Annotated in this window: 3 protein-coding genes; 2 read left to right on the top strand and 1 reads right to left on the bottom strand. The window is 48.1% G+C overall.

Annotated elements, in window-relative coordinates:
* Nucleotides 1-59: 59 nt before the first annotated feature.
* Nucleotides 60-9,821: a LamG-like jellyroll fold domain-containing protein gene (locus MSMTP_RS12725; protein WP_197076084.1), complete on the bottom strand. Its 9,762-nt coding sequence runs from the start codon at nucleotides 9,819-9,821 to the stop codon at nucleotides 60-62.
* Between the two features lie 1,298 nt (nucleotides 9,822-11,119).
* Here MSMTP_RS12725 and MSMTP_RS12730 point away from each other — a divergent pair.
* Both MSMTP_RS12730 and MSMTP_RS12735 read left to right on the top strand, forming a co-directional pair.
* Nucleotides 11,120-11,545: a helix-turn-helix domain containing protein gene (locus MSMTP_RS12730; RefSeq protein ID WP_048180041.1), complete on the top strand. Its 426-nt coding sequence runs from the start codon at nucleotides 11,120-11,122 to the stop codon at nucleotides 11,543-11,545.
* Between the two features lie 450 nt (nucleotides 11,546-11,995).
* Entirely contained in the window at nucleotides 11,996-13,444 is a 1,449-nt protein-coding gene (locus MSMTP_RS12735) for an MATE family efflux transporter (RefSeq protein ID WP_048180044.1), read from the top strand.
* Nucleotides 13,445-13,588 lie beyond the last annotated feature (144 nt).

Here is a 13,588-nt window from a genome sequence, read left to right on the forward strand (position 1 = left end):
ACATCCAATCCTTCTGCCGCCACATTTTATTTATTTTGTATTTCAACGTGCAGCTCCTTTCAGTTCCCCCCATCTCTGGCCGTGTAGCGAATATGTAGAATCACGTCTGCAAGATTACTGAGGTCGGAGCCCTCATTTTTGATACTCCATTTACTTATGACGCCCGCACCTTCAAAAGGCAGGTAACGGTCGTCGTTCAGATCCAACTGGAACAAACCGCTGTCATCCTTCCCGTTACTGGTGACGATGGACTGAATTGCGGCAAAGTCAGCTAGGAAGCAAGGATCATCACCCTCTCCCTTACTACCAGGTGGTGTAACCCGCAAAGAATTTTCATTCATGGTGAGCTTCAAGTTGACCGAATCATAAGGCTCTGGCTCTGGCTGCATGGTCAAGCTCACGGACTTGATCCGGCGCATGTAATGGCCAGGATGATCTCCGTCGAAGAGCACCTCTTCCAGATCCACTGTGCACAATCCTTCATCTTTCAAGACATCGACCAGTGTCTTCTCCGGATCGTCGTTGACCTTAAACGCTGTCAGCGAGATGTGCTTTGTAATCTCGTACTCTCGCCTGTTGTTCTCCAGGTAGGCGGCGTCCATCCTCCGGAGCTGGAACCTGAGCCTCTCACCGCTCAAGAGCCCCTTCTTGAGGCTGTCCCAGCTGCCGAACTGGACGAAGCTGGAGTCTTTCGCGCAGAGCTCGAACTGGTACGCCCGCTCAGCCCGCTTGGCCAGGTCGTAGGCCAGCTGGTAGGCCTGGAAGTAGACGGACGAGATCTGGGACACCATCCAGTCGTATAGCTGCTGGTTGGTGTACTTGCTGCGCATCACGCGGTCGATATCCTCCGCCATTTTGATCTGGCTCTTGTGGTTATCGCGCTCCTTTTTGGCGATCTCCAGCCGGGTATTGGCAGCCTCGATCTGGGCGTCAATCTGGTCGATCTCCTTACCCAAAAGTTCCGCCTGAGACTTCCATTCGTCTTCTTGGTCCTTCCACGAACCCAAGGTGGATACGGTGGATGCTGCAATATCGAGAGTTTGAGCGGTAAGATCAAAACCTGTTGCAATATGACCCATCGCACCTGCCCATTTGCTTCCGCCAGTAGCTTTGGTTATGGTCAGAGGGGAGGAAATTCCTGCTGCTCCAATAGTAATTTCAGGTATTGGTTCGAGAGAGGCGGCGATACTTTGTGAAATTGAAGCGAGAAATTTAGCGGAAACAGCCGAAGTTTGTAGTTCGAACGATATTTTTTCATGGTCGCTGATTTTCTGATTTTCACAGTCTTCCTTCTTCTTCTCAGCGATCATTTTACTCTTCTCTAGAGCCGTTATCATCTGCTCTGCTTCCTCCACCTGCGTCTCCCGTACGCCAAGCACCAAATTGAGCATATCCGTCTCCTGTTGGGAGTGGAGGAGAGCTATGGTCTCGGAGTCCTTCTTTTCCAGGGCCGATAAGAGGGCAGAGCCAAGGCCGATGACGTCGGAGCAAAGCTCCAGGGCCTTCTGGACCATGATACGATATCGATATTGAGGCAGGGGGACGGATACGATAGCTTTTTTCACCCCGGCCAGGCCGCCCTCGGCAGCAGCCCTCACCAAAAGGCCCGGGTCGATGGCTGGCTCGAATAGAGCTAGCGTGCGCACCTGGCCCTCGATGTTCATACAGTGTCGGATCTTGAAGAGTCGATCGTCCACGGTATCCCAGTAGCTCAGAAGCTTCTCGTTGCGGGGTATGCAGAAGAACAAGCTAGGTCCGAGGTAAAGCGGCTCGGCCGCAGGGCTCGTCCCCCCTGAGAAGCCCGCACCGCTTTGACTCAGGTTATCCTCCATTTTCACGAGAGAGTTGGAAAACTCGTCGAGCCGGGGGAGCAGCTCGTTGAAGGTCAGTTTGTGAGAGCCCTCGCCCAAATCAACCTCTTCAGGCCGCCTTCCCAATATGCTGGAGGCCATCAGGTAGATGTTGGTGGCCTCATTGACGGTCTCGATGGTGTCCTGCCGGAACAGGTTATCTCCCCAGGAGAGGAGGTTTTCCAGGTACTTCATGACCACCGTCTTCTGGTAGGCAGGGGTCCGCAGCCTAGCTATTTGATGGGGATTGAAGGGGTCGTGCCGCCAGGCGCTGATATGATTATTAATGTCAGATACAGCGTTCTTCTCTTCATCGGTGAGTTCTTCGTTGGAGGCGGAGCGGGCGATCAGCAGCATCAGGGCTGCGATGGGGTCTTCTTCAATTCTGAAGAAGGGCTTGATCTGCCAGAAACGGTCGGTATCAGGATCAGAGGACATGTCCTTGAGATCAGAGACGTCCGTAGGATCGAAGATGAAGTGGAACCACCTCTGAGCCTCTTCGAAGCGTTGCTCCTGGGTGAGCTTGGTCGCGATGTGAAGCGGCCCGTGGAAGAAGAGCTCCCAGTTGTATAAGGAGTAAGTCCCGCTGTGCGAAAAATCGATCTTCTCGACTGGATGGTTCAGCACATTATTTGTTGGCTGATACCCATTGAAAAAGTCGCGGCAGATCAGCTGGCGGCGCAGACCTATAGCATCGTTTTCCTCTTTCGGCTTCAGCATGCCATCGATCCCATACCTCTGCAGGGCTTTGATGAGATCGCCCACAAACGGGTGGTAGTGGATGTCGAACCAAAAGCCCTGCTGTTGAGTCGCCAACCCCTCAGATAAAGCCCGAAGGGACGAGGGTGTGATGATAAAGGTCCGTTGCTCCTGATTGAAGTAGAAGGGGGCGTTATAGGTAGGAACATACAGCTGATCCCTCTGCCTTGAGAAGAGCACTTTATAACTTCGGTCCGTTCTGCCCAGGAGCTTGACTTGATCCCCTAGCCAGAATGCACTGGCAGATTTTTTGCTCTCGAACCCATCATACCACGGTTCTGTTCCTTCCGGTGTTGGGATCATCTGCAATGAAGATCCGATTTCGGCAACGAAATCGTCGCCCCGATCGGTTAGCCGAAATCGATGACGAACCCTACCGTCGCGGAAAACAAGAATGGCAAGTTTGTCGGGACCGAAAATTTGAGCCTCAAAGCAGAACTCATGCTGCTGACCCTTAACTGGCACAGTTACTTCAGTTTTCACAGCATCTTTGATTTCGTAAAATTCTTCATCAACGCTCTCCGGCTGCTCGGAAGGAATGGTTTGAGTCGACAGCTTCTGACCCGACCACTGACCGTTTCTGTACTCTGTCCAGGCCAGTCTGATCTCGTAGTACTTCTCTGGGTTGGATCCTTGTGTCTGCTCCTTCTTGGGCTTCTCCATAAAGACCGGCCATATGAGATAGAGGCGTCTGTTGTGGACTACCGGGATCAGATGATCTCCCTCGATTTGGACGTCTATCTGCTTCCACGGCGTCCAGTAGCTTTCTTCAGTCATCCACTGCCGGTGGTAATAGACATGGGGATTGCCGCGGGTACGGCCGATTGTGTGCAAATTATCAAGCAGTTTCTGATGATCATTCAACGGCTTCAGATTTTCCCTAACGCACCACTCGATCTCCCTTTTGGAGAGGGCCCGGTTCCAGACGCGGAAGTTGGCGATCTGGCCTTTGAACTTACCATAATCCGCCCATGTGCCAATCCGAAGCGTTCTTAATTCTCTTACAAGATCAGCTGACGTAGAATCCGAACTGACTAGATTACCATTTAAATAAATTGCCTTAAATTGTTTATCATCCTCAACCTCTCCGCTTGAGACCAAAGCGATGTGGGTCCATTTGTCCAGATAGGGGGTATAATCCACTTCGATACGACCTGTTTCGGGATCACCGTTGCCGTAGTCCCACATCAGTTTATCGTAGTACATGTGAGCTTGAACGCGAGGATTATTCCGGCAAACTGTGTCTAATCCAAAAAAAGAAGAAACTCTATTAGAGTCAGCTTTGCTGCATTTGGCCCAAAACTCGATCGTCACCGAGCCCCCTTGCCAAACGAAATCTTCCACTTCGACGTAATCCTTATCCCCATCGAACTCCAGCGCCTTCATACCAGGAATGGGAGAATCGACGGACGTGGGACTGCCTTTAATACACCCATTATTTTTATTCGGTGTCTGATCTATAGCTCTACGGTTTTTCTCATCGAATTTCCAGTAACCGACCAGACCTGGTTCGTCACCATTTAAAGGAGGCCCAACCCAAAACAACGGCCTTTTATTTTCCTTAACGCACTCGATCTCCCTTTTGGTAAGTATTCGGTTCCAGATGCGGAAGTTGGCGATCTGGCCTTTGAACTTATCCCCAGTCCATTCTCCGATACAAAGTCCCTTTAGAGAAATGCGAGGGCCGTCTGATCCTTTGTGTAAGGCGATCAATTTCCCATCCAGATAGACGCCCATAAAATCGCCACCCACCCCCTTTGATACTAGGGCCACATGAGTCCATTTGTATAGATGGGGGCTATAGTCCACGTCGACCCGGCCATTTGCCCCAATATTTCCGTAATCCCAATACAGACAACCATCAGTCCAGGGCAAATGACATTGGAAGCGATTAGGAGTATCCTGTGCTCCGACGGAAAAGCTCGACCCTCTGTTGCCCTCCGAGTTGACTTTCACCCAGAACTCGACTGTCACCGGTCCCTCAGTTGGCCACTCAAAGTCTTTCACTTCAACATAATCGTTCTCTCCGTCAAAATCCAGCGCATTCATGCCAGGAATGGGAGAATCGACGATCTTGGGACTGCCAACATATGTTCCATCATTTGTATTCATCGACAGATCTATGGCTTCGTTCTCATCAAATTTCCACCAACCGGCCAGACCTGGTTCGTCACCATTTAAAGGAGGCAAAATGTCTTCCCCTGCTTCGTCGCCATTTAAAGGAGGTAAAATGTCTTCCCCTTCCATATGAATGCCGACGATCTCCAGGTTGGCCACCTCGTCGAGGGAGTAGAGATAGCTCTGCAGTGCTCGTTCCGCATTGGCATCGTTCATCTCACCCTGCATGAGGGCGTTCTCCAGCTCCTTGAAGATGGGGGACTTGTCGTCCCGCAGCTCGGGCTCGATCCAGTTTTCCGGGTAGAGGAATACCTTGCGGTTCGCCTCCCACACCCTGTAGTTCTTCATCCATGCCCATTCCGAAGCGTCGGCCTCGCTGAGAACCACCTCTGGCTCCAGGTTCATCAAGCACCGCTGGACGAAGAGCTGCGCCGAGCTGATGGCCTGCTTGAGCCGGGACGTTATCATGCAGGGGTTCATCTCCACGTCGATCAGCAGGCTCTCGAACATCTCGGAAGTGTCGCTGTACTCCTTCTGGTTCCCGATAAGATAAGCCGTCAACGCAGAGCGCTGCCTTTCACGCAGCCGGTTTCGAAGCTTTGCAGCGACGGTTTGCCACTCCTCCGGCTTGTAGGCCGACCTGAGGGTGTGCACGATCGCCTTCGCCTCGGACGGGGTTTTGTCGGGGTCCACCCAGAGCAAGAGCACCTCGGCGGAAGTTCCCAGACGATTCAGGATATCGAAACATTTCTTCAGGTGGACCAGCATCGTCCCGGTATCCTTGAACTTGAAGACAGGTGAACTGCCACCTAAGAGAATCTCCAGATCGTCGGAATTCCAACCAGTCAGACCTTTCAGGTCCTCGAATTTGTCAGAAATATCACGGGCAGGGTCTGAAATCAGGTCGATAAGGGCGAACACATTAGCGTTTTCTTCCGGCAGCGAGTCTCGCAGACTTAAGAGGTCCAAAAGCCTCTCCCACACCTCAAACTGCGTTTTTTCCAGCGGCTCTCCCAAGGGGGGAAGCCTGTTGAGATCGAACCACACCTTATCGCCGTGTTCGAAGATCCAGCTCAGCTCATCGGAGCTGATGCCAAATCCTTCGACGATCATCTTGGACTTGTAAAGGCGCTTATAGATCTCGAACTGAGCGCTGGTTAGTTCTTTATCCTTATCTCTCAGGTTGAGGAGGACTTCGAGCGCAGACAGCTTCTCAAGAAGACATTCGCAGGTGGTCGCGTCCAGCTTGAAGATCTCGCTGATATCTTCCATTATCTGGTCGCTCTCGTACTGATCGTACCCGTAATCTAGCAGCAGTCCGAGCAGGTACTCGTACCTAGCCTCGCCCGATGTTAGGGAACTCTCTCCTACCAACTGGTCCACATCGACTTTGAGAATTTTGAATTTTTTCTCGATGAATTTCTTCTGCGCATCCTCTGAAGGTGCATCCCTGGCACTTTCGAGGATCTTCTTTGCCGTATCCAGATATTCTGTCCTCTCCTGATCGCTTTCATCCTGCCAGAAGGCCTCCAGACGTTCAAGGGTCAGCTGTCCGTTAGGATCGTGCAGTTGACCCCTTTCGGCTTCGGTACTATGAAGCAGCAACCCGAGCAGGTACTCGTACCTGGCCTCGCCCGGTGTGAGAGCACTCTCTCCCACCAACTTGTCCACATCGACTTCGAGGATTTTGAATTTTTCCTCTATCCACCTCTTCCGCTCCTCCTCGGCATCTTCGAGGATCTTCTTTGCCGTATCCAGATTTTTTGCCCTCTCCAGATCATTCTGCCAGAAGGCCTCCAGACGTTCAAGGGTCAGCTGTCCGTTAGGATCGTCAATCTGACCCCTTTCGGCTTCGATCCTCTGAAGGTTCTCGCGCAGTTTGGAGAGGTCTTGTGCGATCATATCGTCCGATGGGGCAGGCCCACCGGGCAGCTCGCTGATGTTGCACAGCAGGTAGTCCAGGTCGGTAATATCGAACTTGGAATCGTTGATCTTGGAAACGATCTCCATGAAGCGCAGGGTGCTTTCAGGCTTCTCGAAGGGGTCCACCCCGGTAAGGGCCTTCAATGCAAGGAACTCTCTAACCGTCAACCTCAGCGCCCTGGAGAGCGACGCTATCTTGTACATCCGGGTCAGGTTTTCGAGGTTTAGCTTGGCTTCGAGGTTTAGCTCGGCTTTGGTGCCGACAAGCCGCGAGAAGTCGTCGGCTCTGATGCCCAGGGCTCCGAGCACGGCGGCCTTGTTATTTGTAATTTTTTTGTTTGCATCTTCCAGCTCGTCACGGGTTTGGTTCAGCCGGAAGATACTGATATCCACGGCCTTGTCCAGGAAGACCTTCTCGTAGAGGGAGTCGTCGCCTGCCGTGTCCATCTTTTCGGACCACCAGCTTAGGCACACAGGAACGGGCCATTCCAGCTCAGACCTCAGCCCTTCGAGCTGGGAGAGGGAGATCAACAAGCGGTCGTCCAGATCTGTTGCCGCGAACACCTTTATCGCTTTGTCAAGTTCACGTGCCGTCCAGCCGAGCTTGCGCTGCAGACGACAGAAGCGATGAAACCGGTCGAGCAGCTTGTCGTCGACGGGCCTCACCGTCGCCGAGCAGATGTCGCAGTTGTCCGTTTCCTCTCCAAAGGTTACCCTGACGGTTTTACCAGGATTGACGAAATCGGTATCAAGAACCTTAGAAAATGCCTCGTAATCGAGCCCCGCCTTTTTGAGTAGGAGGGAAAGCTTCACTTTATCTTCCTCAGAGGGGTCGAGATCCGTCTTTTCGAGCAGGTGGTAAAGTTTCACCTCTTCCTTTAAGGGGTCCTTTTCCCTCTCGAACACACCCCAGAACTCCCAGAGCTTGTGGTTAGTTTTCCCTGTGATTATCTTGAGATCCAGCGCTGTGAGGCCGAGGTGATCTGCGGCGATATTTACGGTTGTTCCAGTAGACGAAGATTGGAACGTGCGCATGATCTGATGACGGGGAACGCCAAGGTGCTCCAGAACCTCTTCCGATTGCTCGTGCCACAGATCAAAGGGCAGATCGAAGGGATATACGGCCTCTTTTAATACATCATAAGCTGCGGGGTTCAGGTGCTCAGGGTTGGTCTTGAGCTCATCAGCGGTCCAGCTTGTCTGCCAATCCAACATCGGTGCCCTATTTTCCTTAACGCACCCGATCTCTCTTTTGGAGAGGGCCCGTTCCCAAATTCGAAGGTAAGCAAGTTGACCTTTGAACGGAAACGAATGACGTAAACCGATTTTAAGGCCTTTTTTTAATTGAGGTCCATTTGATTTTTCTGATGTAGCTTCGAGTTCTCCATTGATGTAAAGCGCCATGCGGGCTTTGCCATCGATTCCGGGCAGAGGAGAGCCGTATTTCCCCGCCGATACTACGGCAAAATGGCACCATTCGTTCGAAGAAAATGTGTTTTTAGATCTAACCGCACCGTCTTTTGATCCATAGGCATCATTATAAGAAAATGAAATGTGATTATCTTCGCCGGTACAATGAACAATAAATTGGCCTTGACCTTCTCCTTCTCCTTTTTCTTCGCCCACACATAGAAGTGTGAATCTCTCTTTCTCTTCCTTTGCTTCGACACGTGCATAAAACTCGACAGTTACCGGCCCGCTATTTGACCAATCAAAGTTATCTACCTTAACGTGATTCGTTCCGTCAAATTTCAGCGCCTTCATACCAGGAATGGGCGAATCTACGATCTCGGATTTGCCTAAATATTTTCCACTATTTTTATTCGGCGTCTGATCTGTAGCTCCATTCTGCTTAAATTGCCAGTAACCAGCCAGACCTGGTTCGTCGCCAGTTAAAGGAGGCGTCCAAAACAATGGCTTTTTATTTTCCTTAACGCACCAGATCTCTCTTTTGGAGAGGGCCCGTTCCCAGATTCTAAGGTAAGCAAGTTGACCTTTGAACGGAAACGAATGACGTAAACCGATTTTAAGGCCTTTTTTTAATTGAGGTCCATTTGATTTTTCTGATGTAGCTTCGAGTTCTCCATTGATGTAAAGCGCCATGCGGGCTTTGCCATCGATTCCGGGCAGAGGAGAGCCGTATTTCCCCGCCGATACTACGGCAAAATGACACCATTCGTTCGAAGAAAATGTGTTTTTAGATCTAACCGCACCGTCTTTTGATCCATAGGCATCATTATAAGAAAATGAAATGTGATTATCTTCGCCGGTACAATGAACAATAAATTGGCCTTGACCTTCTCCTTCTCCTTTTTCTTCGCCCACACATAGAAGTGTGAATCTCTCTTTCTCTTCCTTTGCTTCGACACGTGCATAAAACTCGACAGTTACCGGTCCGCTATTTGGCCAATCAAAGTTATCTACCTTAACGTGATTCGTTCCGTCAAATTTCAGCGCCTTCATACCAGGAATGGGCGAATCTACGATCTCGGATTTGCCTAAATATTTTCCACTATTTTTATTCGGCGTCTGATCTGTAGCTCCGTTCTGCTCAAATTGCCAGTAACCAGCCAGATCTGGTTCGTCGCCAGTTAAAGGAGGAGAAACTGAATTTTCCAAAATCTCATTGACCAGATCGACGTATGGCAAGGTGGTGAGCGTATTTGTGCAGGTCAGCTCAATCTCGCCGATATCGGGCCTCCTGCGGAAGAGCACATCAAGCGCAGGTTTGCCTTTTTCAGGATGGTCTTTGAGGAAATGAAGGATGTCCACAAGGTAGGCTGCAGGGCCGTAAACCGACTCGCAGTGTTTGCATCGGCAGAGGTCCAGGGAGCCGAAGAGCTCCTCCCAATCAGGCAAATCTCTCGACACGCGAAGATCGTTGTTGAACTGTGGTGCGATACGGGAAAGGAGGGCCATTGTCGTGGCGGAGATGTGGCTTGCCTTCTCGTAAATCTTCTTTGCTTTATCAACGCCACCACATGCCTTGGCATAGTTACTCACGAACGCTGAGCTACCCACACGGTTGATGGCATGCGCTGAGTCGATTCCTTGTCTCCTCAGATTCTCTACTATAACGCCCTTCTGTGCATCAGTGGCACCCTCCGGCATCAGGCTGGACAGACGACGCGCAGAAGCGTCGGGAATGTCTGATAAATTGCTCGTCGACATTGTTTTCATCCTCAATAAATTTTAGGCACTCTTCTCCAATCCTTCCTCAATGATGGTGCCGAATCCTCTTGATTTAGAGAGGGGAATCAAAATCCTCTCTAAATCCATTTCTGAAAATTAATATAGGCAGGTGATTTTGAGCGACAGATTTCGAGTAATTGAGTTAGATAAAAAAAATAGTGTCCCACTATAAGATAGCTTTCAATGTAAAAAATGTTTAATTGTTTTGTTGATTATTATATCCATCACTGATATATTAAGAAAAATATAAATCGAAATAACTGAGCTTATGCCAAAATTTACTAAAATGCTTTAAAACGGTAAAAAAAGCTTAAGAATACTTATTTATCCAAAAAATTACATATAATGCTTTTAAATTAGTACTCCTCAAAATGCCGATTAAAAATTTTAATCATAAATACTTAATTTATGTTATATATAAATTTTAAATTGATATTTAATATGATTTTTTATCATAGAATGTATGAATATATAATTTTTTACTATGTTTGAAACTCCTATTTACCCCTATTTTACTTATTAAACGATTAATACAACATCTAATTGCTATTATACCTTTATTTAGGCATATAATTACTTTAAAAATGTTTAAAACAAATTTTTTCGGCAAATAATTTTTATTAGCCAATATTATTGGAAACTAAGGAATTCTGTGAAAAATGGCATAAGCTCAACTCGAAAATTTTCTTATTACTCAGACATTCCCATTTTCATAAGTGTAATTAAGCAAGAATAAAGATCAAAAAGGCGTCCCTATATAAAATAGATATAACCCCAAATTGCCCGTTGCTCTCTCTACAACTAACGGGAGTATGTTCGTGCCAGCTTTCTGCACATAATGCAATAATTAAAAAACAAGTATTTTCATTTGCGGATCTGAGTCTTTTCTTCCCGACTTCCCCGAATTTCAACACAGTTTCTAACAACATTGGAAATTGTTACATCTCTGCAGAATTCTGCAAGACATTCGGCTGAAATTAAGAAAACTGTATAAAAAATAACACATGATAAAATATATAAATTGATAATTACTTTTTTAGGATTATAGATGAAAGGCTTCCCGCAGCTATTTCCAAAAAAAGAACATAATTAGTCAGAGCCTTATAAAAGAAAAACTTAGCTGATGCTATTTTGATTTTCAAGAGTTAAAAAAGATCATGTGTAAGGCGACCAGAAGAAATTTTCAAAAACAAAAAAACGCAGTTGATATTTTTTGAGAAGAGCTTAAATTTTTAAAGAAAAACCCCATAATAGTTTATGGGAGATGGAGGTAAATTTTGCAATCAGAAACAGATGAAATCCTGTGCCCAAACCCGGAATGTGAATATTATCACAAGGCGGAAGGAAAAGCCATTGTAAAAAGCGGGAAATATAAGACCGGTCACCAGAGATACTATTGCAAACACTGCGGCAAATACTTCATGGAAACAATCGGTACAGCCATTTATCGCAAACATCTATCTAACGATAAAATAAGAATGATATATCGGCTCTTTCTTGAGAAAAACGGGATAAGGAGTATCGAGAGGATAACAGGGCATCACAGGGATACAATAAGTAATCTGCTAAAAGAGACGGAAAAAAATGAAAAAACAGAAGATTATCTGATAAATAAGATAGGGTTGACAGCTAAAGAATGCGATAAGCTCTGGAAACTTTTAGAGATGAAGCGAGGGAAATCCCCAAAATCCCCAAAGTTATGAGTTACAAAACTTTGTCCCTATACAAAAGTACTGAATCACAATGACAAAAATGTATAATCTCAAAAAAGATTTCTGCCAGATAGTTCAGGAACAGATTTTGTGAGATCTAATTCCCATAGGAATAGCATTTTTCCATAAATCCCCTTCTTTTTTATTTTTTTGATTTAGAAGTTGACTTCTCGTTTCCTGACAGGGACTTCTTAAAAGTAAGTATAGGAAGAGTGATCATTTTTTAGGGTTTGAAGATGTATTCGAGGTTATGATTAAGGCAGAGGATGCTGGAGGAAAATGTTGAAAGAGCCTTTCCACAATATCCCACCTGCCAACGCTCCCAAAAAAATCAAAATATATAAATACAGCGTCCAATGTTTGGTTAGAAATCAAACTGAAAACCAATCCCTATAAAATCAATCTTGATCGAAAAACAAACAGGAATCCAGGGCGCTAAAAATGCAAGAAAAAACAGCCGGAAAAATATCCGAAACCGAGGAAACCCCAGGTTTGACGGACAAGAAGACAGAGGGTGTAAAAACCCTTCACGGGGACCCTAAAAAAGCCATTATGAAACTGGCAATCCCCATGATAGTGGCTATGTCCGTGCAGACACTCTACACCCTTGTAGACACCTTCTGGGTCTCGGGCCTCGGGGCGGATGCTCTGGCAGCCATGGGTTTCATCTTTCCGTTCTTTTTTATCCAGATGGCACTGAGCAACGGGCTTGGAATTGGCGGGGGAGCCGCGATATCCCGCAGGATAGGAGCCAGGGACAAAGCCGGGGCTGACAACGTTGCCGTGCACACAATCGCCATAATGCTGCTGATTGTAGTCGTATTTACCGTACTTTCCCTTTCCTTCCTGGAAGAGATTTTCATACTCAGCGGAGCAGGCAGGACAGTGCCCCTGGCAGTTGCATATTCAAAGGTGATCTTCGGAGGCAGTATCATTGTCTTTTTCGCCAACGTTGGAAACGCGATCATTCGGAGCGAAGGGGACTCAAAAAGAGCCATGCAGGCCATGGTGATCGGATCAGTCCTGAATATCATACTCGACCCGATCTTCATATATACCCTGGAAATGGGAATTGCGGGAGCCGCCTGGGCAACCCTTATTTCTTTCGGGCTTTCCTGTGTCCTGATGCTGTACTGGCTCTTTGTCAGGAAGGACAGTTACGTCTCCTTTGACTTCCGGGGCTTCAAACCTGACCGGGGAATTGCCCGGGACATCTTCAGGGTAGGGGGCCCTGCCTCCGTGCAGCAGGTCACGATGGCTATGATGGCGCTTATCATGAACCTCATCATCGTTGCGGTCAGCAGCACCGACGGAGTTGCGGTCTATTCCACGGGCTGGAGGGTCGTAACCATTGCAATCGCACCCCTGATAGGCATTTCAATGGCTGTGGTCTCAGTATCCGGGGCTGCCTTCGGGGCGGGAGACTTCGAAAAAGCCAGGACCACCCATTCCTATGCAATAAAACTCGGGCTGATGATTGAAGCTGGAATCGCAGTCGGGACTTTTGCGCTTGCCCCCTGGATCGCAGCTGTCTTTACCCGGGCTGAAGCCGCAGCCCATATCGCTCCGGACCTGACCGCTTTCCTGAAGATAATCTGCATCTTCTACCCCACCGTATCCCTGGGAATGCTCTCGTCCTCCCTTTTCCAGGGTGCTGGCAAAGGCATGAACTCCCTTGCGGCAACCATTCTCAGGACTCTCATACTGACTCCCATCTTTGCACTGCTCTTTGCCTTCGCACTCAACATGGGACAGACCGGGGTCTGGTGGGGACTGGTAACAGGCAACGGGCTTGGTGCAATGGTTGCCTATGTCTGGGCAAGATATTACCTGAGCGGGCTTTTGAAAACCGAACATCCTACAAAGGTGGCAGCGGAGAGTACAGCCTGAGAAAAAAGCTAGAGACTGAAAAAGCTAGAGACTGAAAAAACTAGAGACTGAAAAAGCTAGAGTCTGAAAAATCCAGAGCCCGAGATAAAAACGTGGCCTGAGAAAAAAACCATGGCCAGGTAAAAAACATTTCCCTCTCATTTT

It is taken from the genome of Methanosarcina sp. MTP4 (assembly GCF_000970045.1).
GTDB lineage: Archaea > Halobacteriota > Methanosarcinia > Methanosarcinales > Methanosarcinaceae > MTP4.

Excerpts from the sequence above, each read along its gene's own strand:
- MSMTP_RS12725 (WP_197076084.1), bottom strand. The coding sequence starts at position 9,821 with ATGTCGACGAGCAATTTATCAGACATTCCCGACGCTTCTGCGCGTCGT.
- MSMTP_RS12735 (WP_048180044.1), top strand. The coding sequence starts at position 11,996 with ATGCAAGAAAAAACAGCCGGAAAAATATCCGAAACCGAGGAAACCCCA.